The sequence below is a fragment of the Streptomyces exfoliatus genome (assembly GCF_000725545.1).
In the GTDB taxonomy this organism is placed as follows: Bacteria; Actinomycetota; Actinomycetes; order Streptomycetales; family Streptomycetaceae; genus Streptomyces; species Streptomyces exfoliatus.
Map to the genome: position 1 here is coordinate 45,636 of NZ_JNZP01000022.1, position 24,973 is coordinate 70,608.

The window sequence follows — 24,973 nt, forward strand, 5'->3', positions numbered from 1 at the left end:
AAGGCGAGTCGGGACACCGTGACGACGTCCATCGAAGCAAGGATCGCCGAGGAACTCGGCGTACGCGAGCGACAGGTGAAGGCAGCCGTCGAGCTGCTCGACGGCGGTTCGACCGTGCCGTTCATCGCGCGCTACCGCAAGGAAGCGACGGAGATGCTCGACGACGCGCAGCTGCGCACGCTCGAGGAGCGACTGCGCTATCTGCGCGAGCTGGAGGACCGCCGGTCGGCGATCCTCGACTCCGTACGCGAGCAGGGGAAGCTGACGGAGGAGCTGGAAGCCCGGATCCGGGCCGCCGACACCAAGGCGCGCCTCGAGGACATCTACCTGCCCTTCAAGCCGAAGCGGCGGACCAAGGCCCAGATCGCCCGCGAGGCCGGTCTCGAACCGCTGGCGGAGGGGCTGCTCGCCGACCCGTCGGTGGAGCCGGCGGCCGCCGCCGCGGCCTTCGTGAACGCGGACAAGGGCGTCGCGGACGCCGCCGCGGCCCTGGAGGGCGCGCGGGCGATCCTCGCCGAGAAGTTCTCCGAGGACGCCGACCTCATCGGCGACCTGCGGGAGCGGATGTGGGGCAGGGGCCGGCTGGTGGCCAAGGTGCGGGACGGCCAGGAGGAGGCGGGGTCGAAGTTCGCCGACTACTTCGACTTCACCGAGCCCTTCACCGCCCTGCCCTCCCACCGGGTGCTCGCCATGCTGCGCGGCGAGAAGGAGGACGTGCTCAGCCTGGACCTGGAGCCGGAGGAACCCACGGAGGGACCTTCCTCGTACGAGGGGATCGTCGCGCACCGCTTCGGGGTCTCCGACCGGGGGCGCCCCGGGGACAAGTGGCTCCAGGACACGGTCCGCTGGGCCTGGCGGACCCGCATCCTCGTCCACCTCGGGATCGACCTGCGGCTGCGGCTGCGGACGGCGGCGGAGGACGAGGCGGTCCGGGTCTTCGCGGCGAACCTGCGCGATCTGCTGCTCGCCGCGCCGGCCGGCACCCGGGCGACGCTGGGCCTCGACCCCGGCTTCCGTACGGGCGTGAAGGTCGCCGTGGTCGACGCGACCGGCAAGGTCGTGGCCACCGACACGATCTATCCGCACGTGCCCGCCAACAAGTGGGACCAGGCGCTGGACCGGCTGGCACGGCTGGCGAAGGAGCACGCGGTCGAGCTGGTCGCGATCGGCAACGGCACGGCCTCCCGCGAGACCGACAAGCTGGCGGCCGAACTCCTGGCCAAGCACCCCGAGCTGAAGCTGACCAAGGTGATGGTCTCGGAGGCGGGCGCCTCGGTCTACTCGGCCTCCGCCTTCGCCTCGCAGGAACTCCCGGACCTCGACGTGTCGTTGCGCGGAGCCGTGTCCATCGCCCGGCGGCTCCAGGACCCGCTGGCGGAGCTGGTGAAGATCGACCCGAAGTCCATCGGCGTCGGCCAGTACCAGCACGACCTGGCCGAGGTGAAGCTCTCGCGCTCCCTCGACGCGGTCGTCGAAGACTGTGTGAACGGCGTCGGCGTCGACGTCAACACGGCCTCCACGCCGCTCCTCTCCCGGGTCTCCGGCATCAGCTCCGGCCTCGCGGAGAACATCGTCGCGCACCGGGACGCCAACGGCCCCTTCCGCTCCCGCAGGGCGCTCAAGGACGTGGCGCGGCTCGGCCCGAAGGCGTACGAGCAGTGCGCGGGCTTCCTGCGCATCCGGGACGGCGACGACCCGCTCGACTCCTCGTCCGTGCACCCGGAGGCGTACCCGGTGGTGCGCCGGATGGTGAAGGCGACGGGCGGCGAGGTCGCGGCGCTGATCGGCGACACGGGCAGGCTGCGCTCGCTGCGGGCGGACGACTTCGTCGACGAGACCTTCGGTCTGCCGACGGTGACGGACATCCTGCGCGAGCTGGAGAAGCCGGGCCGTGACCCGCGTCCGGCGTTCAAGACGGCCACCTTCAAGGAGGGCGTCGAGAAGATCGGCGACCTGGAGCCCGGCATGATCCTCGAAGGGGTCGTCACCAACGTGGCCGCCTTCGGGGCCTTCGTGGACATCGGCGTGCACCAGGACGGGCTGGTGCACGTGTCGGCGATGTCCAGGACGTTCGTCAAGGACCCGCGCGACGTGGTGAAGCCCGGCGACGTGGTCCGGGTGAAGGTCCAGGACGTGGACATCCCGCGCAAGCGGATCTCGCTGACGCTGCGGCTCGACGACGAGGCGGGCACGGACGGCCAGGGCGGCGCGCCCAGGCGCGAGCGGGGCGAGCGGGGTGGCGACCGCTCCGGGCGGCCGCCGCAGCAGCGCCAGGGCGGTGGCGGCCGGGGCGGCCAGGGCGGACGGAACACCCAGGGCGGACAGGGCGGCCAGGGGGCCGGCACGGGCCGGGGCGGACAGTCCGACCGGGGCGGCCGGGACCGCTCCCCCGCCGCCGCGCCCGCCAACAGCGCGATGGCCGACGCCCTCCGCAAGGCCGGCCTCCTGGGCGAGGGCGGCGGGAAGCGCCGATAAGGACGCACGGGTCGGAGGCGACATCCGACCGGAGTGCCTGAGTCGTCCCCGTACGCCCGGACAGGGCGACGGGGACGACGTGGTGTGAACGGGTCATCGCACGGAGTCGCCCGTTTTGCCCATTGACGCGCACAGGACAGGCCATCATGATCATCTTCGGCCTCCACGGGGGGCGCACGATGCTCCTGCTCCTGGAGGTTCCAGCAACCATGAAGCGCGCGATCGCAAAGATGGCGACGGTCTCGGCCGCCGCGATGACCATGGCCCTCGTCCCGCTCGCGGGCACCTCGTACGCCGCCGGCTGCTACGGCGCCGGCTGCGACAACCGCGGCCCCGTCTCGATGGGCTGTGACGCCGACGCCGTCACCAAGGGCAGCGCCACGTCCCGCACCCACTCCGGTCTCAGGGTCGAGCTGCGCTGGTCCCCCACCTGCCAGGCGGCCTGGGCCCGCGTCACCGCCACCGGTGAGCAGTGGTGGGAGCGGTACGGCCACATCGAGAAGTGGTCGGGCGCCGGCACCGGGTTCCAGCGCAGCCTCCAGGTGACGTTCCCCAACCCGGGCACGGACTGGACCAACATGCTGGGCAGCCCCACCGCCTACTACCGCGCCTGCATCAGCGACCCCGCCGCCACGAACGACGTGGACTGCACCCCCTTCTGGTAGACCGCCACCCCCGCACCGCCGCCGATCGGCAGCCGATCCGAGCAGACATTGACGCGGGCATGCCAAGCAACCATGATCGGCTCCGGCCTCCGCGGAGGCCGCATCCCGTTCCTGCTTCCGAAGGTGGAAACAAGAGATGAAGCGCGTCCTCGCCAAGATGGCCACGGTCTCCGCCGCCGCACTGACCATGACGCTGGTCCCGCTGGCCGGCACCTCGTACGCCGCCGGCTGCTACGGCGCCGGCTGCGACAACCTCGGCCCCGTCTCCCAGAGCTGCGACGGCGACGCCGTCACCAAGGCGACCGCATACGCCGACGGCAGCCTCAAGGCCGAGCTGCGCTGGTCGCCCGCGTGTCAGGCGGCCTGGGTGCGCGTCACCGACCCGTCGGGCCCCAACGCCTGGTGGCCCAAGTACGGCTACATCGAGAAGTGGTCGAGCTACGGCAGCGGCTTTCTGCGCAGCCTCCAGGTCACCTTCCCCGACCCGGGCAGCGACTGGTCGAACATGCTCGGCGGCAGCAGCTACTACTACCGCGTCTGCATCAAGGACTCCGGCACGAACCACGTCGACTGCAGCACCTTCTGGTAGACCGCGGCCCGCGCGTCCACGTGAACGAAGCCACTTCTCACCCCCGGAAGAAGAGAAACAGCAGATGAAGCGCATGATCGCCAAGATGGCGGGCGTCGCGGCCGCGGCGATGACCATGGCCCTGGTCCCGCTCGCGGGCACCTCGTACGCGGCCGGCTGCTCCGGCTCCGGCTGCGACAACCTCGGCCCCGTCTCGCAGGGCTGCGACGCCGGCGCCGTGACGTATCGGACCGCCACCGCCGACGGCGGCCTCAAGGCCGAGCTGCGCTGGTCCTCCACGTGCCAGGCCGGCTGGGTCCGCGTCACCGACTCCTCCGGCGGCCAGTGGTGGCCCAAGTACGGCTACATCGAGAAGTGGTCGGGCGCCGGCACCGGCTTCATACGCAGCCTCAGTGTCACCTTCCCCAACCCGGGCAGCGACTGGTCGAACATGCTCGGCGGCGGCAGCTACTACTACCGCGTCTGCATCAAGGACTCCGGCACGGGCGACGTCGACTGCAGCACCTTCTGGTAGACCGCCGACCCCCACGTCCGCGTGAACGAGGCCACAGCCCACCGGGCCGTGGCCTCTTCGCGTACGCCTCTTCGCGTACGCCTCTTCGTTTACGTCCCGGCTACGGCAGGAAGCGCAGCGCCCAGTCGGCCCGGTTGGCGACGGAGAGGTCGTCGTCCTCCGTGAGCGGCTGGAGGAGACCGCGGGCCGTCCCGGGGTCCGCCTGGACGAGGTCGACGATCTCGGCGGCCAGGCCGTCCTGGTCGTCACCGAGATCGACGGCGGAGGCGCGGATCAGGGTGGGGAGGGCGTCCGGGCCGCCGATGGCGGCGACGACACCACCGAGGAGTTCCCGGGCGTAGGCGTTCCGTTCGGTGAGGGCGCGGTCCAGCTCGGCCTGGAGGCGGGGCAGGAGACCGGCATCGCCCGAGGCCGCGATCTCGTCGGCGAGGTCGATCGTCTCGTCGACGTCCGCGTCGAGATCGTCCAGCATCTCGGTCAGCCGGGTCAGTAGGTCGGTCATGATGCCTCCTGGAAAGCGCCGTCCACGAGGACGGGGACGGTCGTCGAGCTGTCGACCTCGGCGGCCACGGCCACGTCCTGGGGAAAGCCGTACTCGTACAGTTCACGGCCCGAGTCACAGCCGTGCAAGGCGGCGACCGGGTCCTCGGTCGCCGTCCACAGCGTGGCGGCCGCGGTCGCCTCCGGGGTCAGGGTGTGCGTCCCGGCGAGGGCGGAGAGCACCGCTCCCGCGCCCAGCAGGTCTTCGAGGGCCGGGCGCAGCGAGCCGTCGGGCCACCGCTCGCCGGAGGCGACGACGGCGAGCGGGCGGTCCGCCGTGCCGTAGCCCCGGTCGACAAGCAGCCGGGTGACGGCCGCGTGGTTGCGCAGGGAGGCCGCGACGACGGTCGCGCCGTACGAGGTGGCCTCGGCCGCGATGGTGGAGCCGTTCGGGGAGGGCAGGACCAGACGCTCCGGCATCGGGGCGGTGCGCAACGCGGCCGGGGAGAGCGTCCACGGATGCTCGGGGGTCGCCTCACGGCGGCCCACGGCGAGGGCGGCCCCGACGCTCTCCGCGTACGCGAGGGCCGTCGCGTCCCGCCAGCGGTACGGGTGCACGGCCGCGCCGGCCTCGACGGCGACGCCCACGGCCGTGGTGAAGGACAGCACGTCCACCACGACCACGCAGGCGGCCCGCGCGGCGAGGACCCCCGCCTCCACGGGGCCCCAGCCGAAGGAGACCGTCATCAGAGTTCGGTCACCTTTCCGTCCGCGACCTCGATGCGGCGGGTGGTGCGGACCGCGTCCAGCATCCTCCGGTCGTGGGTGACGAGCAGCAGCGTGCCGGTGTACGAGTCGAGCGCGGACTCCAGCTGTTCGATGGCCGGCAGGTCCAGGTGGTTGGTCGGCTCGTCGAGCACGAGCAGGTTCACACCGCGGCCCTGGAGCAGGGCGAGTGCGGCGCGGGTCCGCTCGCCCGGGGACAGGGTGGTGGCGGGCCGCATCACATGGACGGCCTTGAGGCCGAACTTGGCGAGCAGGGTACGGACCTCGGCGGGCTCCGTCTCGGGCACGGCCGCGCAGAACGCCTCGAGGAGCGTCTCCGTACCGTGGAACAGCTTGCGGGCCTGGTCGACCTCGCCGACGACGACGCCCGAGCCGAGGAACGCGTCACCGGAGTCCAGCGCCAGCCGGCCGAGCAGGGCGGCGAGCAGGGTCGACTTCCCGGCGCCGTTCGCCCCGGTGACGGCGACCCGGTCGGCCCAGTCGATCTGGAGGGTGGCGGGGCCGAAGGAGAAGTCGCCGCGGCGCACCGCGGCCTCCCGCAGGGTCGCGACGACCGAGCCGGAGCGCGGCGCGGCCGCGATCTCCATGCGCAGCTCCCACTCCTTGCGGGGCTCGTCGACGACGTCGAGGCGTTCGATCATGCGCTGCGTCTGGCGGGCCTTCGCGGCCTGCTTCTCGCTGGCCTCGCTGCGCGCGTTGCGGCCGAGCTTGTCACCGTCCGTGGCCTTGCGGCGGGCGTTCTTGACGCCCTTGTCCATCCAGGACCGCTGCATGTGGCCGCGCGCTTCGAGGGCCGCCTTCTTTCCCGCGAACTCCTCGAAGTCCTCGCGGGCGTGCCGCCTGGCCCTGTCCCGCTCTTCCAGGTAGGCGTCGTAACCGCCGCCGTACAGGGTGATCTGCTGCTGGGCGAGGTCGAGTTCGAGGACCTTGGTGACGGTACGGGTGAGGAACTCGCGGTCGTGGCTGATGACGACCGTCCCGGCCCGCAGCCCCTTCACGAAGGACTCCAGGCGCTCCAGGCCTTCGAGGTCCAGGTCGTTCGTGGGCTCGTCGAGCAGGAAGACGTCGTAGCGGGAGAGGAGGAGCGAGGCGAGACCGGCGCGGGCGGCCTGGCCGCCGGAGAGGGAGGTCATCGGCTGGTCGAGGCCGACGGTGAGGCCGAGGGAGTCCGCGACCTCCTCGGCGCGCTCGTCCAGGTCGGCGCCGCCGAGGTTCAGCCAGCTCTCCAGGGTGAGGGCGTACGCGTCGTCGGCGCCGGGGGTGCCGTCGACGAGGCCCTGGGTGGCCTCGTCCATGGCCTCCTGTGCGGCGGCGACACCGGTGCGGCGGGCGAGGAACTCGCGCACGGTCTCGCCCGCGCGGCGCTCCGGCTCCTGCGGGAGGTGGCCGACGGCGGCGGTGGGCGGGGAGAGCCTGAGCTCTCCCTCCTCCGGGGTGTCGATGCCGGCGAGCAGCCGCAGCAGTGTCGACTTGCCGGCGCCGTTGACGCCGACGAGGCCGATGACGTCGCCGGGGGCGACGACCAGGTCGAGCCCGGCGAAGAGGGTGCGTTCGCCGTGGCCGGCGGCGAGGTCCTTGGCGACGAGGGTTGCAGTCATCAGGGAACGAATCCTAGGCGACGTGAGGACCTGCCCACGGGCGCGGGGCTCGGGGCGCAGGGCCGGGCAGGGGCCGGGCCCTGCGGGAGATCCGGTCCGCGTGGCGTCAGGAGCCCGCGCCGAGGCTCAGCAGGACGGCGCGGTAGGTGGGGCCGTGGAAGCGGTACGGGCCGACGCCGGGGTAGCCGTCGCGGGCCGGGTCCGCGGTGGGCCCGGTCTGCCAGGCGAAGTCGCGCCAGACGACGCTCCCGCCGTCGTCACCGTCCTCGCCGTCGCTCCCGTCCTCGTCGACGCGCTCGACGACGGCCGTGACGGCTCCGCAGCCGAGGTCCTCGCAGTCGGGGCAGGAGTAGATCACCTGACGGCCGTCCGCGAGCGAGGGAGTCGGGTCGAGGAGCCGTCGCACGTGCGCGGCGCGCAGCGCGGGCGGCAGGTCGGCCGCCAGGGGCGAGACCACGTCGGCGCCCTCGGCCTCGTCGAGCCGGTGGAGCAGCGGCCTGCCGTCGACGACGAGGTCGAGGGCGTCGGAGCGGGGATGGGCGAAGCCCCCTGGAGGGGTGCCGCCGGGGAGGGCGGCGGGGGCGAGGTCGAGGGTCGTGTACGCGGCCGGCATGCAGCCAAGCATTCCCCGGTCAGGGGCCCTGTTCCATGGCTGAGCCGTACCGGAAATGTCCCGGTCCCGGTACGGTCCGCGGATGGAGAGCGACGTGATCGTGGTGGGTGGCGGGGTCGTCGGTCTGACGACGGCGGTGACCCTCGCGGAGCGAGGGCTGCGGGTACGGGTCTGGTCGCGGGACGAGGTGACGGCGACGACCTCGGCGGTGGCGGGGGCGCTGTGGTGGCCGTACCGGATCGAGCCGGAGGCCGACGCGGGGATGTGGGCGCTGGCCTCGCTGCGGGTGTACGGGGAGCTGGCCGCGGAGCCGGAGCGGACGGGGGTGCGGTGGGTGGCCGGGGTCCACGCGGACACCGCCCTGGATCGTCTGGGCTCCTGGGCGCGGGAGGTGCCGGGGCTTCGGCAGCTGGCGGCGGAGGAGGTGCCGGGCCCGTACGACGTGGGTCTGGCGGCGCGCCTGCCGCTGATCGACATGCCGGTCCATCTGGCGTGGCTGCGGGAACGGTTCCTGGCGGCGGGCGGGGTCTTCGAGCGGCGGACGGTCACCGGCTTCGGCGCCGCGGCGGCCCTGGCGCGGGTGGTCGTCGACTGCACCGGTGCGGCTGCCCGGGAACTCGTACCGGATCCCGGCCTGCGGCCGGTGCGGGGGCAGTTGGTGATCGTGGAGAACCCGGGGATCGAGGAGTGGTTCACCTCGGCGGACGCCGGGTCGAGCGAGACGACGTACTTCTTCCCGCAGCCTGGGCGGCTGGTGCTCGGCGGGACGGCCGAGGAGGACGACGAACGGCTCGCGCCCGATGAGGCGACGGCGGCGGCGATCGTGGCGCGGTGCGCGCGGGTGCGGCCGGAGATAGCGCGGGCGCGGGTGCTGGGGCACCGGGTGGGGCTGCGGCCCGCACGGGTGGGCGGGGTGCGGATCGAGGCGGAGCCGCTGCCGGGCGGCGGGCGTCTGGTGCACCACTACGGGCACGGGGGTGCGGGGGTGACGGTGGCCTGGGGCTGCGCGGAACGGGCGGCGGAGCTGGTGGAGGCCGGCTGAACCGCGGGCGCGGGCCCAGGTGGGGGCGGCCGGGACGGCCGCGGGGCGGGTGTGGTCCCTTTCGGACCGCACCCGCCCCGCACGTGTCGCTACTTCCAGAGCGGCGGGCGGTTGTTGTTGTCCGCGTCGGCGCACTGGCGGGCGCGCCGCTCCAGGGCGTCGGCGCGGGCGAGGGCCCGACGCGCCTCCGTCGTGGCGCCGAGGCGCTTGAGCTGGGCGGCGCGGTCGCGCTCCTTGCGGGCGTCGCTCCGGAGCTTCTCGATGTTGCAGGTGATGGTGCCGGCGGCCGCCGGTTCGGCGGTCACCGTCTGGCCGATCAGCACGCTTCCGGCGAGCAGCGTCGTGGCGATCAGGGCCGGCAGGACGCGGCGTGCGGACTTCGTGTGGCGCATGGTGGTTCTCCAACTTCCAGGCCGTGGGGACCTGTTCGAGGCATGGTCAGTACCAGCGGGTAACTTTACACCGGCAAACCACTGCTGCCCGCCACGAAGCCCCTGGGGCACGGAGGCGTCAACACTCCTTCACAGGACTCCCACTGACGAGGCGATAGGTGGCCCGCGCGTCCAGGAGCAGCGGGACGAGCGCGCGCCGCGACTGGCCGAGCGGTACGAGCGCCCCGGCGCCCTCCCGCCGGACGGTGACGCCGTGCAGGGCCAGTTCGTCCGCCGTCTCGGCGTACTGCGCCGCGTCCAGGCGGTAGCCGCACGGCGGGTCGGCGATGATCTCCCCGGGCTCCGGCGGGTCGTTGTCGGCGCCGCCGAGGAACACCGGTCCCCGGTCGGCGAATCCGGCGCTCCTGGCCGCGGAGGTGGCTGCCGTGAGGGGGCCGCGACGCTCCTCGACGTAGGCGAAGGCGCCCTCCAGGGCGGCACGCTGGGTGGCGACCCGGCGCCGGTGGTTGCGTGCGGGATCGTTCTGCTCGGCCTCGTCGAGCGCGTCGACCCGGGTCTCGACGAGCAGGCCGGCGGAGTGCTTGATCCCCGCCGTGTTGCGCAGGATCCGCTCCTGGCCGTCGCCCGCGACCTGCTTGACGGGGCGGCCGGTGAGGGGATCGGTCCAGATGCCGTAGATGCCGCTGCTGTAGCCGGCGAGCGCGGCGGCGGGCCGGACGTAGCTCTCGGAGAGGGTCCGGGACTCGTCGTGGACGTGCGGGTCGGCGTCGAGGGTGCGCGGCCAGAGGGCGAGCAGGTCCTTGTCGTAGTAGCGGGGGGTGGCACCGTACTCGTGCAGGTCGTACACGAGTTCGGGCCGCTGGTCGCGGATGACGGCGGCGACCGCCCGCGCCTCGGCGGTCCGCAGGGCGATGTGGTCGCGGTTGACGTCGACGCCGTCGCCGTTGCCCCGGGTGTCGGCCTCCCGGCCGTCGGGATTGGCGGTGGGAACGACGAGCACGGTCGTCCGTGCGAGGAAGCGCCGGGTCTCCGGGTCCCGGGCGTGGGCGAGGTCCCGCAGCACGCTCAGACAGGCCTCACGGCCCGCGGGCTCGTCCCCGTGCTGGCTGCAGACGAGCAGCACGGTGGTGCGGCCCGTCCCGAGCGTGGCGAGCCGCAGCGGACGGCCCCGCGCCGTGGTGCCGATGACCCGCAGCGACACCCGCTCGCTCGCCCGGTCGACGGCCGCGAGGAAGTCCCGCTCCTCGGTCTCGGTGGTCCACCGGGCACCCCCGCTCACCTCGAATCCGGTGCGCGGGAGGGGCTTCGCCGGGGCGCTGCCGGCCGTCCCGGCGGGAACGGCGACGAGCGGCAGGGCGAGGGCGGCGGCACCCGCCACGAGCGCGAGAGCGCGGCGCGAACCGCGGTGCGCGGAACGGGGAGTCGACGGGCGGCTCATCGGGCGGCTCCTGATCCGGGGAGGCGGGGACCTGCGACGCCGGCGGGCGGTGTGGCGCCGTTCGGGGAGGGCACTGCGGTGGTGGGCGGCAGGGCCGGGTAGCGGCCCGACGTGGCCTTGCCGAAGGCGGCGGCTCCGCCGACCAGCGGCACCCGCGCCCAGGTCCTGGCGAGGTCGAGCGTGAGGGTCGGGGTGGTCGACGGAGGGTCGAGCAGGCCCTTGTCCGTGCCGCCGACGATCAGGGCGAGCCGGTGCCCGGCGGGGACGACGTGGTCGGTGGCGGCCAGGTCGAGGGTCATCGTGTACGCCCTGCCGGGGGTCAGCGGGCGCTCCCGGCCCGCGTCGGCCCAGGTGCCGAGATCGGCCCAGCCCCTGCTGACGACCGTGTGTCCGACGGCGGTCGTGCGGGCCTCGGTCTCCTTGAAGCAGGCGCTGTCGCCGGGCGTGCTCACACCCCAACAGCTGCGGTCGGTGAGGGTGGTGATGCCCTCGCCGGGTGCCCCGTAGTCGCGGATCGTGTCGGGTCCGAGGTCGACGAGGACGGCGGAGAGATGCGCGGTGGCGGTCGTCGGGGTGGCGGTCACGGTCACCTTCGAGGAGCCGGAGATCCGCAGATCACGGGAGAGGGGGCGGGTGACGAACCCGGCCTTCTCCGGGGTGGCGCTGTCGATCCGGGCCGCCCAGTCGAGCTCGCCGAGGCCCGGGTCGTCGGTGAAGGTCGCGGTGGAGCCGGGCGTGGCGGGGGCGCGGCCGAGGACGCCGGGGCCCGCCGCGGCCCCGGGGGCGGGGCGCAGGGTGGTGGTCGCGGTGGTGACGGGCGGCCAGTGCCGGTCGGTGGTCCAGCGGTTCGGGGCGCGCTCGATGTCGGCGACCGGCTCGCGGTCGATGCCGTTGTCGTAACCGAGGAGGTAGTGGTCGAACCAGCGGTGCAGGGTGCGGACCCAGTCGGCGCGCCGGAAGTCGAAGGGGTCGACGTGGCCGGTCTGGGAGAGCCAGATCTTCCGCTCGACGCCGTGGGCTGCGAGCGCGTCCCACCACTGGCCGAAGTGGTTGGCGCGCACGTTGAGGTCCTGCTGTCCGTGCACGACGAAGACGCTCGCCTTGACCTTCCCGGCGTCCCGCACGTGGTCGCGCTCGGTCCAGGCCGCCGTCCGGTCGCCGCTGTAGGGGGTGCCCGCGGTGATGCGGTCCTGGACGGCGCCGCAGCGGGCCCGTGCCTCGGGGCTGTTGACGTAGGCGGAGAGCCAGCTCGGGTTGGCGTCGTAGAGCGGGGCGCCCTGGGAGTGGAAGTAGTCGTACCAGGAGGAGATGGCGCTGATGGGGACGATCGTCTTCAGTCCCTCGACCCCGGTGGCGGCGACGCCGTTGGCGACGGTGCCGTCCCAGCTCTTGCCGATCATGCCGACGTTCCCCGTGCTCCAGGTGGCGGCGCGGGACGGGGCGCCGCCCGTTCGGGAGGTGTAGCCCCGGGCGCGGCCGTTCAGCCAGTCGACGACGGCCTTGGCCGACTGGACGTCGGAGCGGCCGCCGACGTCGTCGCAGCCGTCGGAGCGGTTGGTGCCGGCGAGGTCGACGGCGACGAAGGCGTAGCCGCGCGGGACGAAGAAGTTGTCGTAGAACAGCGGGAACTGGACGGGGTTCCCTTCGGCGTCGTAGGTCTTCTTCTGTCCCTCGTTGCCGCGCCCGCAGCAGGCGTAGTACGGGCTGGCGTCCATGACGACCGGGATCCGCCGGCCGGCCGCGGCGGTCTCCCGGGGGCGCACGATGTCGACGGCGACCCGGTCCGCGCGGCCGTCGCCGTCACCGTCGAGGCCGGTGTCGACCCAGACGGACTCGCGGATGGCGTCGGCGTACGAGTGGACGGGCAGGGACTCCCGCACGGAGGCGGTGGAGGGCGCGGCGGTCCGCGACAGCGCGAACGGTTCCGGCTGTCCGACGGCGGGCGGGACGAGGGTCGCGAGCAGGGCGGCGGTGGCCGCGGCCACGAGGGTTCCGTACGGCAGGCGCACTCCGCGGGTTCTCCGCGTTCGCATCGGCATGGGCGGGAACGTACCCCGGTCAACTCCCGTGCAAAAGAGCGCCGGAGGGAATCAGGGGTGATTCGGGGTGATCCCCGGGACGGACGGGTTCATGTCGGCCGAATGGCGATCATGTGACAGGGGGTCCTCTGGACGTGACGGTGCGTCGGGGTGCTGAATAGGGTTCGAGCTAAGGACCGACGACCACCCGCGCGTCTTACGTGTCTTATGACTTGGGGAGTACCTGTGCACCGCAGAATCATCGTTCCGAGCGCCCTCGCGGCCTCCCTGCTGCTGGCGATCCCGGCATCGGCGGCCGACTTCACCCCTGGGGCCCCGGGCATCGGCGACTCCTACTACCCCACCAGTGGCAACGGCGGCTACGACGTCTCCCACTACGACCTGCGCCTGAAGTACCAGCCCGCCACGGACCTCCTGGAGGGCACGGCGACGATCGTCGCCACCACCAAGCAGAACCTGTCCCGGTTCAACCTCGACCTCGGCCTGAAGGTCAGTGAGGTACGGGTCAACGGCAGGCTCGCGAAGTTCACCGCCTCGGGCGACCACGAGCTGGAGGTCACCCCGGCCACCCCGCTGGAGAAGAACAAGGCGATCTCGGTCGTCGTCCGCTACGCGGGCAAGCCCTCCGAGGTGAAGGTCGGCGGCTGGACCGCCTGGGCCCGCACCCCGGACGGCGGCGTCGCCGCGCAGGAGCCGGATTCGGCCGTCTGGTGGTTCCCGTCCAACGACCACCCGCTCGACAAGGCCACCTTCGACGTCTCCGTCTCGGTGCCGGACGGCCACCAGGCCATCAGCAACGGCGTGCTGCAGTCGCAGTCCTCGCGCCTGGGCTGGACCCGCTTCAACTGGCGCTCCAACAAGCCGCAGGCGACCTATCTCGCCACGCTCGCCGTCGGGAAGTTCGACATCACGACGGACAGGACGGCGAACGGGCTGCCGGTCCTCAACGCGTACAGCAAGGACCTCGGCGACAACGCGGGCGCCGCGCGCGCCTCGATCGAGCGCACGACCGAGGTCGCGGAGTGGCTGGAGTCGGTCTTCGGGCCGTACCCCTTCAACTCCCTCGGCGGCTACGTGCCGAACGTGACCAGCGGTTTCGCCCTGGAGACGCAGACCCGGCCGTTCTACAGCCCGCGGCAGTTCGCCAACGGCGCGAACGTGTCCGTGGTCGTCCACGAGCTGGCGCACCAGTGGTACGGCGACAGCGTGTCCGTCCAGGACTGGAAGGACATCTGGGTCAACGAGGGCTTCGCCCGCTACAGCCAGTGGCTCTGGTCGGAGAAGGAGGGCGAGGGCACCGCGCAGGAGCTGGCGGACTACGTGTACGCCACCCGGACGGCCGAGGACCCGTTCTGGACGGTGAAGCCGGGCGACCCGGGCGCCGAGAACCAGTTCCACGTCGCCGTCTACGACCGCGGCGCGCTGGCGCTCCAGGCGCTGCGCAACGAGATCGGCGACGAGGACTTCTTCGCGATCCTGAAGGGCTGGCCGCAGGAGTTCGCCTACGGCAACGCGCGGGTCGCCGACTTCGTCCGGTACGCGGAGCGGGTCTCCGGCAAGCCGCTGGCGGGGCTCTTCGACACCTGGCTGTACCAGCCGTCGAAGCCGTCCGCGTCGACGGCGGCGACGGCCGGTCCGTCCGCTCCGGCCGCGCGGTCGGCCGCGCCGGAGACCGCGCAGCCGAAGCCTGTGCAGCCGAAGTCGTGGAAGAAGATCGCGGAGACGAACACGATCCACGAGACCGGGGAGCACGGCCACGCGCACTGAGCGGTCCGGCGACCGGGGCCGTCCGTCAGCGCTTCGCGCGGCGGGCGGCCGCGCGTGCCTTCCGGGCCAGCGGCAGATAGCGCAGCCGCTCCGGCAGGACCGGGACCACGACCCTGACCACCCGGGCGAACCGGCGCAGGGTGCGCTCCTGCGCGTCCGTCCACTCCAGCCCGATGACCTCCCGGGCGTCCGGCGGCATCAGGCCCACGGTGAGGAACGCGCGCAGCCGCAGGAACGGGCGGCGCAGGACGGGCCAGAGCAGCCGGAGGGCGAGCCGCAGCGCCAGCGGGCCGCGGTCGGGGGCCGGCACCGGCTGGTCGGGGTCGAGCAGCTCCCGGACGACGACGGTCGCCTCCAGCTCCTCGGCGAGGACCTTGCGGTAGTACGGCCAGAACTCCTCGATCGTCGCGGGCATGTCCCGGTCGTGGATGCCGAGGATCCGTCCGACCTGGAGCCACTCGGCGTACAGCTGCCGTTCCTGCGCCTCGGTGAGGGGGCGGGCGAGGAGGCGCAGGCCCCAGGCATAGACGGGGAAGCCGGTCGCGTGCACCCAGGAGTAGTAGGCGGGGGTGAGGGCGTGGTAGCGGCGCCCGTGGGCGTCGGTGCCCTGGATGGTGCGGTGCAGTTCCCGGAGGCGGCGTCCTTCGCGTGCGGCCTCCTCGCCGCCGTAGATCCACAGCTGGACCGAACGCAGGGAGCGTTCGCCGCGGCCCCAGGGGTCGGTCCGGAAGACGGAGTGCGCGTCCACGCCGGCGCCGATCGCGGGGTGGGCGACCTGCATCGTGAGGGCGGCGGGCAGCATCAGGAGTGCCCGGATGTCGCCCGCGACGGTCCACAGCACCCCGCCGACGGGCGGCGGCACCGGATCGACGGGACCGACCGGATCGGCAGGCCGGACCGGATCGACGGGATCGATCGGACCGACGGGATCGACGGGATTCACGCGTTCCATGGGCTTCTCCTCACACTCCAGGCTGCCACCCACGACGAAGGGGCCGTCACCCGGGCGCTGCGGCCCTGGTGACGGCCCCTTCCGGGGAGTACGGGTCAGGCGCGGTCGGCACCGACCGGCTCGCCGACGATGCGGGCGGCGAGGGCGTGGGCCCACGCGTCGACGTCCGCGGTGAGCTCGCGCTCGGCGGCGGCGCGCTCGGCGGCGATCTTCTCGGCACCGGCCGCGAGGATGGCCTCCCGCTCGGCGTTGCCCTCGGCGCGGGCGGCGGCGATGGCGACCGAGCCCTCCTCGACGGCCTTGGAGCGGATACGGGCGGCCTCGTGACGCGCCTCGGCGAGCTCGGCCTCGTACTGCTCACGGATCTGGGTGGCCTCGGAGCGCAGGTCGTCGGCGCGCTCGGTGCCGCCGTCGATGGCGTCCTCGCGCTCGTCGAGGGTGCGCCGGATCTTCGGCAGGATGCCCTTCGCCAGGACGAGGAAGGTGAATCCGAACACGACCAGGCCGAGGATGAGCTCGGCCCAGACGGGGTTGAGCGGACCGAGGTCCGTCTTGAAGATCTGCGAGTTCGCGAGGGTCATGCGCGCATTCTACCTGGACCAAAACACGACAAATCAGACAACGGGAGGAGAGTTGGCGCGCTTGTGCGGACCCGGCAAGATTCCCGGCACCCAAAGGCTACCGGAAGGTAACCACGGCTGATTGTATGTGCCGCGCCAGGTCAACCCCCCACACCCTCATGGGAGTTCACGTGCCGTTCGCCGCGCTCCGCCGTACCCCCGGCGCCGTCCTTTCGCTCGCGCTCGCCGCCGCCACCCTGGCCGCGACCGCTCCGGGCGCGACCGCCTCCTCCACCACGGCCGCCGAGACCCCGCGGCTGAAGGTCCTCTCGTACAACGCGTTCCTGTTCTCCAAGACGCTCTACCCGAACTGGGGCCAGGACCACCGGGCCCGGGCGATCCCCGCCGCCTCCTTCTTCCAGGGGCAGGACGTGGTCGTGGTCCAGGAGGCCTTCGACAACTCCTCCTCCGAGGCGCTCAAGGCGAACGCCGCCGCGCAGTACCCGCACCAGACGCCCGTCATGGGCCGCGGCAAGACCGGCTGGGACGCCACCGGCGGGGCCTACTCCGCGACCACGCCCGAGGACGGCGGTGTGACGATCCTCAGCAAGTGGCCGATCGTCCGCAAGGAGCAGTACGTCTACAAGGACGCCTGCGGCGCCGACTGGTACTCGAACAAGGGCTTCGTCTACAGCGTCCTGGACGTGAACGGCAGCCGGGTCCACGTCGTCGGCACCCACGCCCAGTCCACCGACCCGGGCTGCTCGGCGGGCGAGGCGGCGCAGATGCGCAGCCGCCAGTTCAAGGCGATGGACGCCTTCCTCGACGCCAAGAACATCCCGGCGAACGAGCAGGTGATCGTCGCCGGCGACATGAACGTCGACTCCCGCACGGCCGAGTACGCCACGATGCTCGCCGACGCGGGCCTGGCCGGGGCCGACGCCCGCACCGGCCACCCGTACTCCTTCGACACCGAGCTGAACTCGATCGCCTCCGAGCGCTACCCGGACGACCCGCGCGAGGACCTCGACTACGTCCTCTTCCGGGCCGGGAACGCCCGCCCCGCCGGCTGGACCAACCACGTGGTCCTGGAGCAGAGCGCTCCCTGGTCGGTCTCCAGCTGGGGCACGCGCTACACGTACACCAACCTCTCCGACCACTACCCCGTCACCGGCTTCTAGCCGACCGGCTCAGTACCCGGACCTGCCGAAGAGGCTGTAGAGCCAGACACCGAAAACCCCGGCGACACAGAGCAGCACGACGAACGAGCCCAGGCTCGTGTGCCGCTCCTTGCGGGGCCGGCCGGGTCGGGCGGCGCCCGCCGCCCGGTCCGGCTTCTCCTGCTTCCTCCCGGCTCCCTGCCGCCGCCCCGACGGTGCGGGGACCGGCTCGACGGCCGCGGCCACATCGGCGAGGAGGCTGCGGCAGACCGCCGCCAGCTCGGCCGTCCCGGCGGTCAGGTCGACGACCACCTCGGTCCGGGCCGGGGCGGTGGTCCCGCCGTCGAGGAGCCGCCCGGCGCGCAGCAGTGCCTGATCCTTGCCCCCGGTGGGACCGAGACTGATCCAGCGGCCCACGTGCTCGCCGCGGATCACCACACCGCCGCCCCGCTCCCGGTAGACGGTGTGCTCCCGCCACAGGAGTCGGGCCAATTCCGTGGCCGTCTCCCGGAGTTGCGTGTACATCTGACTCCCCTGTTCCCCTGCCCCGCTCCGAACAGCGGCCGACTCTAGCTCCCGCCCTCCGCGGCGCCGACCACACCCCACCCCTGCGCCCCTTACGCGCCGAAGTCGTACACGGTGACAGGTATCCCCCGGTCCACCAGACGCCCGACGACCAGGGGCTCGACCCGGTCCCAGCGCCCCCCGGCGAGTCCGCAGCCGATGCGCGGCATGTGCACGGAGGCCTCCAGTTCGATCGCCCTGTCCGCGAGCAGCCCGAGTGCGGCGTCGATCGCCTCGTACCGCACGGGTGCTCCGGAGCTGCGCCCGGTGCGCATGCCCCGCTGCCCCACCAGGTTGGCCACCCAGACGTACGGCTCGACCCGCACCAGCTGGGCGGCCCCGAGGCCGAAGTCGTTGCGCGCCCGTTCCCGGTGCCAGCGGCGGTAGGCCGCCTCCGGCTCGGGCCAGCGGCGGGAGACCGCCACGACGAACCCCCTGCCCCAGCCGCCGAGGTCGTTGCAGACATGCGCGATGATCTTGACGCCCTTGCCGCGCGGCGAGGTCGCGTCCCCCCGGACGTAGGTGATCCCGTTCATGTCGATCACGCTACGCGCCGCCACCGACAACACCGCCACTCTTTTACACAGCTGGTGAGACAGCAATACTGTTCAAGCGATCCGGACCGGCGGGTCGGTGGCAGGGAAGTGAGGCACCTCGGATGGGCGTCGGGAGTGGCGAGGGGGACGGGACCAGTCTCACCGTCGACGAGCTGGCCGCGCGGGCCGGGGTCACGGTGCGGACCGTGCGGTTCTACGGGACCCGGGGGCTGCTGCCGCCGCCCGTGATCGGCGCGCGGCGGGTCGGGCACTACGGGCAGGACCATCTGTCGCGGCTCGCGCTGATCGAGGAGCTGCAGCGGCAGGGGATGACGCTCGCGGCGATCGAGCGGTACTTCGAGCAGCTGCCGGACGACCTCAGCGCCCAGGACCTCGCCGTCCACCGCGCCCTGGTGGCCTCCTGGGCGCCCGAGTCCGCCGAGTCCATCACGCGGCGGGAGCTGGAGCGGCGGGCCGGACGGGCGCTGACCGAGCGGGACGTGGACCGGCTGGCCGCCATGGGGGTGCTCGACCGGACCGCCGACGAGGACACGTACCGCCTCGACGGGGCGCTGCTGCGGCTCGGCGTCGAGCTGCTCGACGTGCCCATCGAGCACGAGACGATCCTCGCCTCCCGCACCGTCCTCCTGGAGCACGCGCGCGCTGCCGCCCAGGAGCTCTCCCGGCTCTTCCGGGACGAGGTGTGGAGCCCGTACCGGGAGAGCGGGGAGGACCCGGACCACCTGAGCGCGATGAAGTCGCTCTCGGCCCACATGCAGCCGATGGTGGTCCAGGCCCTCCTCACGGCCTTCCAGCGCTCGCTGAGCGAGGAGCTGAGGACGGCGTTCAGGAGCCGCTGAAGACCTCGCCGCGCTCGGCCTTCTCCACCAGGAGGGCCGGCGGGGTGAAGCGCTCGCCGTACGTCCGGGCCAGCTCACGCGCGCGTGCCGCGAATCCGGCGACACCACCCTCGTAGCCGTTGATGTACTGCAGCACGCCACCCGTCCAGGCCGGGAAGCCGATGCCCATGATGGAGCCGATGTTCGCGTCGGCGACCGAGGTCAGGACGCCTTCCTCCAGGAGCCGGACGGTGTCCAGGGCCTCGGCGAAGAGCATCCGCTCCTGCATGTCCCGGAACGGGATCTCGTACCCCGGCTTGGCGAAGTGCTCGCGCAGGCCGGGCCAGAGCTTGCCGCGCCTGCCGTCCTCCGCGTACTCGTAGAAGCCCGCGCCGCCGCTCCGCCCGGTCCGCCCGAACTCGTCGACCATGCGGTCGATGACGGCCTCGCCCGGGTGCGTGGTCCAGGTCCCGCCGGCCTCCTCGATCGCCCGCTTGCTCTCGTTGCGGATCTTGCGCGGCAGGGTGAGGGTCAGCTCGTCCATGAGGGAGAGGACCTTGGCGGGGTAGCCGGCCTGGGCGGCGGCCTGCTCGATCGAGGCGGGCTCGATGCCCTCGCCGAGCATGGCGACGCCCTCGTTGATGAAGTGGCCGATCACCCGGGAGGTGAAGAAGCCGCGCGAGTCGTTGACGACGATCGGCGTCTTGTTGATCTGCCGGACGAGGTCGAAGGCGCGGGCCAGGGCCTCGTCGCCGGTCCGCTCGCCCTTGATGATCTCGACGAGCGGCATCTTGTCGACGGGCGAGAAGAAGTGCAGGCCGATGAAGTCGGTCTGGCGCTCCACGCCCTCGGCGAGGACGGAGATCGGCAGGGTCGAGGTGTTGGAGCAGAGCAGCGCGTCGGGCGCGACGACGCCCTGGATCTCCTGGAACACCTTGTGCTTGAGCGCGGTGTCCTCGAAGACCGCCTCGATGACCGCGTCGCAGCCCGCCAGGTCCGCCGCCTCGGAGGTCGGGGTGATCCGGGCGAGGAGCGCGTCGGCCTTCGCCTGGGTGGTGCGGCCGCGGGAGACGGCCTTGGCGCACAGCGCCTCGGAGTACGCCTTGCCCTTGGCGGCGGACTCGGCGGAGACGTCCTTGAGGACGACCTCGATGCCGGCGCGGGCGCAGGAGTACGCGATGCCGGCGCCCATCATTCCGGCACCGAGGACGGCGACCTTGCGGACCGGCCGGGCGTCGACGCCCTGGGGGCGGCTGGCGCCGGAGTTGACGGCCTGGAGGTCGAAGAAGAACGCCTGGATCATGTTCTTCGCCGTCTGGCCGGTGACCAGCTCGGTGAAGTAGCGGGACTCGATGGTCAGGGCGGTCGCGAAGTCGACCTGGGAGCCCTCGACGGCGGCGGCCATGATGGCGCGGGGCGCCGGGTAGGGCGCGCCGTTCAGCTGCTTGCGCAGGTTGGCCGGGAAGGCGGGCAGGTTGGCGGCGAACTTCGGGTTCGACGGGGTGCCGCCGGGGATCTTGTACCCGGGGACGTCCCAGGGCTGGCGGGACTCGGGGTGCGCGTCGATGAAGGCGATGGCCTTGGCCATCATCTCCTCGGGGGTGGCGGCCAGCTCGTGGACGAGGCCGCTGTCCAGGGCGCGCTTCGGCGCGTACTGGGTGCCCTGGAGCAGCACCTTGAGCAGGGCGTCGGTGATGCCCATGAGGCGTACGGTGCGGGCGACGCCGCCGCCGCCGGGGAGCAGGCCGAGGGTGACCTCGGGCAGGCCGATCTTGGAGCCGGGGGCGTCGAGCGCGACCCGGTGGTGGGAGGAGAGGGCGATCTCGTAGCCGCCGCCGAGCGCGGCGCCGTTGATCGCGGCGACGACCGGCTTGCCGAGGGTCTCGATGCGGCGCAGCGCGTTCTTCATCTCCAGGCCGGCCTCGAAGATGTCCCGGGCGTGCTCGGGGCCCGCCTGGATCATGTCCTTGAGGTCGCCGCCCGCGAAGAAGGTCTTCTTGGCGGAGGTGTAGATGATGCCGCGGATGGAGTCCTTCTCGGCCTCCACGCGGTCGGCGACGGCGATGATGGAGGCCCGGAAGGCCCGGTTCATGGTGTTGGCGGACTGGTCGGGGTCGTCGAGGACGAGGGTGACGATCCCGGTCTCGTCCTGTTCCCAGCGGATGGTGGTGCTCTCGCTCATGGCTGCTGCTTCTCCGTAAGAGGGGTGCGGACGGGACGGTCAGACGCGCTCGACGACGGTGGCGATGCCCATGCCACCGCCCACGCAGAGGGTGGCCAGGCCGTAGCGCTTGTCCTGCCGCTCCAGCTCGTCGACGAGGGTGCCGAGGATCATCGCGCCGGTGGCGCCGAGCGGGTGGCCGAGCGCGATGGCGCCGCCGTTGACGTTGACCTTGTCCAGGGTGATCCCCATGTCCTTGACGAAGCGCAGCACGACCGCGGCGAACGCCTCGTTGATCTCGATCAGGTCGATGTCGTCGATGGTGAGGCCGGCCTTGGCGAGCGCCTTGCGGGTGGCGGGGGCGGGGCCCGTGAGCATGATCGTCGGCTCGGAGCCGGAGACGGCGGCCGACACGATCCGCGCGCGCGGGGTCAGTCCGTTGCGCTCGCCGACCTCCTTGGAGCCGATGGCGACGAGCGAGGCGCCGTCGACGATGCCGGAGGAGTTGCCCGCGTGGTGGACGTGGTCGATCTCCTCGACCCAGTGGTACTTCTGCAGCGCGACGGCGTCGAAGCCGCCGAGTTCGCCGATGTCGGCGAAGGAGGGCTTGAGGCGGGCGAGGGAGTCGGCGGTGGTGCCGGGACGCAGGAACTCGTCGTGGTCGAGGACGGTGAGCCCGGCGCGGTCCTTCACGGGCACGACGGAACGGGCGAAGCGGCCGTCCTTCCAGGCCGCGGCGGCGCGCTCCTGGGAGAGGGCGGCGTACTCGTCGACGTCCCGGCGGCTGAAGCCCTCGATGGTGGCGATGAGGTCGGCGCCGATGCCCTGGGGGACGAAGTTGGTCTCCAGGTTGGTCATCGGGTCGGCGAACCAGGCGCCGCCGTCGGAGGCCATCGGGACGCGGGACATGGACTCGACCCCGCCGGCGAGGACGAGGTCCTCCCAGCCGGAGCGGACCTTCATCGCGGCCATGTTGACCGCTTCGAGGCCGGAGGCGCAGAAGCGGTTCTCCTGCACGCCCGCGACGGTGTCGGGAAGCCCGGCGGCGATGGCCGCGATGCGGGCGATGTCGGAGCCCTGGTCGCCGACCGGGCCGACGACGCCCAGGACGATGTCGTCGATGGCGGCCGGGTCGAGGCCGGGGTTACGGGCCTGGATCTCCCTGATGAGGCCGACGACCAGGTCGATCGGCTTGGTGCCGTGCAGGGAGCCGTTGGCCTTGCCGCGTCCGCGCGGGGTGCGGATCGCGTCGTACACGTACGCTTCGGTGCTCACGGAAAGCCTTTCGCGATGAGGGTGGTGTTCGTGGGGCGGCGGGAGGTCAGCCGAGGAGGGAACGGCCGATGATCTCCTTCATGATCTCGGTGGTACCGCCGTAGATGGTCTGGATCCGGCCGTCGGTGTAGGCACGCGCGACCGGGAATTCGCTCATGTAGCCGTATCCGCCGTGCAGTTGCAGGCACCGGTCGGCGACCCGCTTCTGGAGTTCGGTCGCCCACCACTTGGCCATGGAGGCGTGGACGGCGTCGAGCCCCCCGTCGTTGTGCTCGGTGACGCACCGGTCGACGAAGGTCCGGGTGACGGCGCACTCGGTGGCCATCTCGGCGATCTCGAAGCGGATGTGCTGGAGCCGGGCGAGCGGGCGTCCGAAGGCCTCGCGCTCCTTGACGTACCGGGTGGTGATCTCCAGGAGGTGCTCGGCGCCCGCGATGCCGGCGACGGCGATGGCCAGGCGTTCCTGGGCGAGGTTGGTCATGAGGTGGACGAAGGCGCCGTTGAGTTCGCCGAGGAGGTTCTCCTTGGGGACGCGGACGTCCTTGAAGAACAGCTCGGCGGTGTCCTGGGACTTCTGGCCGATCTTGTCCAGGTTCCGGCCGCGCTCGAATCCCTCCGCGCCCCGCTCGACGACGAGGAGGGAGAGGCCGTGCGCGCCGCCCTCGGGGGTGGTGCGGGCGACGACGACCACGAGGTCGGCGAGGATGCCGTTGGAGATGAAGGTCTTGGAGCCGTTGAGGATCCAGTGGTCGCCGTGGTCCTCGGCGGTGGTGCGGATGCCCTGGAGGTCGGAGCCCGCGCCGGGTTCGGTCATGGCGATGGCGGTGACGGTCTCGCCCGAGCAGAAGCCGGGCAGCCAGCGCCGCTTCTGCTCCTCGGTGCCGAGCGAGGTGAGGTACGGGCCGATGATGTCGTTGTGCAGGCCGATGGCGAGCCCGGGGGCGCCGGCCCGGGTGAACTCCTCGGCGAGGACGGCGCTGTAACGGAAGTCGGGGTTGCCCCCGCCCCCGTACTCCTCGTCGACGGCGAGGCCGAGCAGCCCCTGCCGTCCGGCGGCGAGCCAGACCTCGCGGGAGACGATGCCGTCCTTCTCCCACTGCTCGTAGTGGGGCAGCACCTCCTTCTCCAGGAAGGTGCGGACCGTGGACCGGAAGGCCTCGTGGTCGGCGGTGTAGAGCTGACGCTTCATGCTTCGGTCTCCTGGGTCTTCTGCTGCCGGCCCGCTAGAGCGGGTACGGCCCAGTCGCGGGCGACGGCGGCGGTGTCGGCGCCGGGCAGGGCGGGGCCCGTGCGCAGGGTGCCGGGGGTGGCGGAGAAGCGGGGTGCGGGGGCGGGCTGGGCGATCCCGTCCCGCTCGGTGAAGGTGCCGCGGGCGGCGAGGTGCGGGTGGGACGGGGCCTCGCGCAGGGAGAGGACGGGCGCGACGCAGGCGTCGCTGCCGTCGAAGACGGCGGTCCATTCCTCGCGGGTACGGCTCAGGAAGCGGTCCGCGACGGCCTTGCGCAGTTCCGGCCAGCGCGCGAGGTCACGGCGGGCTGGGGCGGCCTCCTCGACACCGAGGAGGCGGACGAACTCCGCGTAGAACTGTTCCTCAAGGGCTCCGACCGCCATGTGGCCGCCGTCGGAGGTCTCGTAGACGCCGTAGAACGGGCAGCCGCCGTCGAGGAGGTTGACGCCCCGCCGGTCCTGCCAGCCGCCGGCCGCGAGCATGCCGTGGATCATGGTGGTGAGGTGCGCGGTGCCGTCGATGATGGCGGCGTCCACGACCTGGCCCTCGCCGTGCGCGCGGGCGTGCTGGAGGGCGGCGAGGACGCCGATGACGAGGTAGAGGGAGCCGCCCGCGTAGTCGCCGACGAGATTGGCGGGGACGGTGGGCGGGCCGTCCGGGTCCGGGCCGATCATGCCGAGCGCGCCGGTGATCGCGATGTAGCCGATGTCGTGTCCCGCGGTCGCGGCGAGCGGACCGTCCTGGCCCCAGCCGGTCATCCGTCCGTAGACGAGGCGCGGATTGCGGGCGAGGCAGGGGTCGGGGCCGACGCCGAGGCGCTCGGCGACGCCGGGCCGGTAGCCCTCGATCAGGATGTCGGCGCGCTCGACCAGGTCGAGGACGGTGGCCGGGCCGCCGTCGGCCTTGAGGTCGACGAGGACCGAGCGCTTGTTGCGGTTGGTGAGGTCGCGGGCCGGGTCGATGCCGAGGCCGGGACCGCCCGGGCGGTCGACGCGGACGACGTCGGCGCCGAGATCGGCGAGGAGCATCGCGGCGAACGGGCCGGGGCCGATGCCGGCGAGTTCCACCACGCGTACCCCGGTGAGCGGGCCGTTCCCGGCGGTGTGCGTCGTGCTCATCGAGCCCCCAGGCGTGTGTGACACCAATGATGTAACACCGGAGATGCTAGGAACGTGTTCCACTCGGCACAAGCCCCCCGGCCGAGCAAGCGCTTGGAAATTACGGCGGCCGGGGTGGGGGCCGGGGCCGGCCCGGGACCCGCTATCCTCCGCCGACGACGACAACCGCGCGCGGCGGCGCG

23 protein-coding genes are annotated in these 24,973 nt (G+C 72.6%); 8 read left to right on the forward strand and 15 right to left on the reverse strand.

Annotated features, from left to right (window positions below):
* The first annotated feature begins 18 nt into the window (after nucleotides 1-18).
* The 4 genes from IO20_RS0125405 to IO20_RS0125420 all read left to right on the forward strand — a co-directional run bounded on the left by IO20_RS0125405 (nucleotide 19) and on the right by IO20_RS0125420 (nucleotide 4,243).
* A complete protein-coding gene (locus IO20_RS0125405; protein ID WP_030554012.1) occupies nucleotides 19-2,475 on the forward strand; it encodes a Tex family protein in 2,457 nt (818 codons plus the stop codon).
* Nucleotides 2,476-2,621: 146 nt separating this feature from the next.
* The gene (locus IO20_RS0125410) at nucleotides 2,622-3,140 is read left to right on the forward strand and encodes a DUF2690 domain-containing protein (RefSeq protein WP_030554014.1); all 519 of its coding nucleotides are present in this window, start codon (nucleotides 2,622-2,624) and stop codon (nucleotides 3,138-3,140) included.
* Between the two features lie 136 nt (nucleotides 3,141-3,276).
* Nucleotides 3,277-3,729, forward strand: a complete 453-nt coding sequence (locus IO20_RS0125415; RefSeq protein ID WP_030554015.1) for a DUF2690 domain-containing protein — start codon at nucleotides 3,277-3,279, stop codon at nucleotides 3,727-3,729.
* A 64-nt stretch (nucleotides 3,730-3,793) separates the two neighbouring features.
* On the forward strand, nucleotides 3,794-4,243 hold the full coding sequence (locus IO20_RS0125420) for a DUF2690 domain-containing protein (RefSeq protein ID WP_030554017.1): 450 nt from the start codon (nucleotides 3,794-3,796) through the stop codon (nucleotides 4,241-4,243).
* 100 nt (nucleotides 4,244-4,343) lie between these two features.
* On the opposite strand, the gene IO20_RS0125425 is transcribed toward IO20_RS0125420, so the two are convergent.
* From IO20_RS0125425 to IO20_RS0125440, 4 genes are all read right to left on the reverse strand, one after another.
* Nucleotides 4,344-4,745: a hypothetical protein gene (locus tag IO20_RS0125425; protein WP_030216119.1), complete on the reverse strand. Its 402-nt coding sequence runs from the start codon at nucleotides 4,743-4,745 to the stop codon at nucleotides 4,344-4,346.
* Nucleotides 4,742-5,470, reverse strand: a complete 729-nt coding sequence (locus IO20_RS0125430; protein ID WP_030554019.1) for a 2-phosphosulfolactate phosphatase — start codon at nucleotides 5,468-5,470, stop codon at nucleotides 4,742-4,744. The genes IO20_RS0125425 and IO20_RS0125430 overlap by 4 nt, the downstream gene beginning before the upstream one ends.
* Nucleotides 5,470-7,107 (reverse strand): ABC-F family ATP-binding cassette domain-containing protein, encoded by a 1,638-nt coding sequence (locus IO20_RS0125435; RefSeq protein ID WP_030554020.1) that lies wholly within the window; start codon nucleotides 7,105-7,107, stop codon nucleotides 5,470-5,472. The genes IO20_RS0125430 and IO20_RS0125435 overlap by 1 nt, the downstream gene beginning before the upstream one ends.
* A 106-nt stretch (nucleotides 7,108-7,213) precedes the next feature.
* Nucleotides 7,214-7,720 carry a hypothetical protein gene (locus IO20_RS0125440; RefSeq protein ID WP_030554022.1) on the reverse strand — a complete coding sequence of 169 codons (507 nt, stop codon included), beginning with the start codon at nucleotides 7,718-7,720 and terminating at the stop codon, nucleotides 7,214-7,216.
* Between the two features lie 82 nt (nucleotides 7,721-7,802).
* Here IO20_RS0125440 and IO20_RS0125445 point away from each other — a divergent pair, with 82 nt between their 5' ends.
* Nucleotides 7,803-8,762, forward strand: a complete 960-nt coding sequence (locus IO20_RS0125445) for an FAD-dependent oxidoreductase (protein ID WP_030554024.1) — start codon at nucleotides 7,803-7,805, stop codon at nucleotides 8,760-8,762.
* An 89-nt stretch (nucleotides 8,763-8,851) separates the two neighbouring features.
* Here IO20_RS0125445 and IO20_RS0125450 read toward each other — a convergent pair whose 3' ends face one another.
* From IO20_RS0125450 to IO20_RS0125460, 3 genes are all read right to left on the reverse strand, one after another.
* Nucleotides 8,852-9,154 carry a hypothetical protein gene (locus IO20_RS0125450; protein ID WP_030554025.1) on the reverse strand — a complete coding sequence of 101 codons (303 nt, stop codon included), beginning with the start codon at nucleotides 9,152-9,154 and terminating at the stop codon, nucleotides 8,852-8,854.
* A gap of 118 nt (nucleotides 9,155-9,272) precedes the next feature.
* Complete coding sequence (locus tag IO20_RS0125455; protein WP_078946148.1) at nucleotides 9,273-10,592, reverse strand: M14 family metallopeptidase; 1,320 nt, start codon at nucleotides 10,590-10,592, stop codon at nucleotides 9,273-9,275.
* The gene (locus IO20_RS0125460; RefSeq protein WP_051874659.1) at nucleotides 10,589-12,631 is read right to left on the reverse strand and encodes a Xaa-Pro dipeptidyl-peptidase; all 2,043 of its coding nucleotides are present in this window, start codon (nucleotides 12,629-12,631) and stop codon (nucleotides 10,589-10,591) included. Before IO20_RS0125460 ends, IO20_RS0125455 begins: the two co-directional genes overlap by 4 nt.
* A gap of 225 nt (nucleotides 12,632-12,856) precedes the next feature.
* Between IO20_RS0125460 and IO20_RS0125465 the strand changes: the two genes are divergently transcribed.
* On the forward strand, nucleotides 12,857-14,398 hold the full coding sequence (locus IO20_RS0125465; protein ID WP_030554030.1) for a M1 family metallopeptidase: 1,542 nt from the start codon (nucleotides 12,857-12,859) through the stop codon (nucleotides 14,396-14,398).
* A 25-nt stretch (nucleotides 14,399-14,423) separates the two neighbouring features.
* Here IO20_RS0125465 and IO20_RS0125470 read toward each other — a convergent pair whose 3' ends face one another.
* On the reverse strand, nucleotides 14,424-15,350 hold the full coding sequence (locus IO20_RS0125470; RefSeq protein ID WP_245685042.1) for an oxygenase MpaB family protein: 927 nt from the start codon (nucleotides 15,348-15,350) through the stop codon (nucleotides 14,424-14,426).
* A gap of 95 nt (nucleotides 15,351-15,445) precedes the next feature.
* The gene (locus IO20_RS0125475) at nucleotides 15,446-15,931 is read right to left on the reverse strand and encodes a F0F1 ATP synthase subunit B family protein (protein WP_030221450.1); all 486 of its coding nucleotides are present in this window, start codon (nucleotides 15,929-15,931) and stop codon (nucleotides 15,446-15,448) included.
* A 170-nt stretch (nucleotides 15,932-16,101) separates the two neighbouring features.
* Here IO20_RS0125475 and sph point away from each other — a divergent pair, with 170 nt between their 5' ends.
* On the forward strand, nucleotides 16,102-17,091 hold the full coding sequence (sph, locus tag IO20_RS0125480; RefSeq protein ID WP_030554034.1) for a sphingomyelin phosphodiesterase: 990 nt from the start codon (nucleotides 16,102-16,104) through the stop codon (nucleotides 17,089-17,091).
* Between the two features lie 9 nt (nucleotides 17,092-17,100).
* Here sph and IO20_RS0125485 read toward each other — a convergent pair whose 3' ends face one another.
* Both IO20_RS0125485 and IO20_RS0125490 read right to left on the reverse strand, forming a co-directional pair.
* Nucleotides 17,101-17,595, reverse strand: a complete 495-nt coding sequence (locus IO20_RS0125485; RefSeq protein ID WP_030554035.1) for a hypothetical protein — start codon at nucleotides 17,593-17,595, stop codon at nucleotides 17,101-17,103.
* Between the two features lie 92 nt (nucleotides 17,596-17,687).
* Entirely contained in the window at nucleotides 17,688-18,170 is a 483-nt protein-coding gene (locus tag IO20_RS0125490) for a macro domain-containing protein (protein WP_030554036.1), read from the reverse strand.
* 122 nt (nucleotides 18,171-18,292) lie between these two features.
* Between IO20_RS0125490 and IO20_RS0125495 the strand changes: the two genes are divergently transcribed.
* On the forward strand, nucleotides 18,293-19,030 hold the full coding sequence (locus tag IO20_RS0125495; RefSeq protein WP_030554038.1) for a MerR family transcriptional regulator: 738 nt from the start codon (nucleotides 18,293-18,295) through the stop codon (nucleotides 19,028-19,030).
* Here IO20_RS0125495 and IO20_RS0125500 read toward each other — a convergent pair.
* Genes IO20_RS0125500 through IO20_RS0125515 form a run of 4 tightly spaced genes read right to left on the reverse strand, consistent with a single transcriptional unit; the run spans nucleotide 19,017 to nucleotide 24,791 of the window.
* Nucleotides 19,017-21,191, reverse strand: a complete 2,175-nt coding sequence (locus IO20_RS0125500; protein WP_030554040.1) for a 3-hydroxyacyl-CoA dehydrogenase NAD-binding domain-containing protein — start codon at nucleotides 21,189-21,191, stop codon at nucleotides 19,017-19,019. The two genes, IO20_RS0125495 and IO20_RS0125500, sit on opposite strands and share 14 nt — an antisense overlap.
* A 39-nt stretch (nucleotides 21,192-21,230) precedes the next feature.
* Nucleotides 21,231-22,445 carry an acetyl-CoA C-acetyltransferase gene (locus IO20_RS0125505; protein WP_030554041.1) on the reverse strand — a complete coding sequence of 405 codons (1,215 nt, stop codon included), beginning with the start codon at nucleotides 22,443-22,445 and terminating at the stop codon, nucleotides 21,231-21,233.
* A gap of 46 nt (nucleotides 22,446-22,491) precedes the next feature.
* Entirely contained in the window at nucleotides 22,492-23,634 is a 1,143-nt protein-coding gene (locus IO20_RS0125510) for an acyl-CoA dehydrogenase family protein (protein WP_030554043.1), read from the reverse strand.
* Entirely contained in the window at nucleotides 23,631-24,791 is a 1,161-nt protein-coding gene (locus IO20_RS0125515) for a CaiB/BaiF CoA transferase family protein (RefSeq protein ID WP_030554044.1), read from the reverse strand. Before IO20_RS0125515 ends, IO20_RS0125510 begins: the two co-directional genes overlap by 4 nt.
* Nucleotides 24,792-24,973 lie beyond the last annotated feature (182 nt).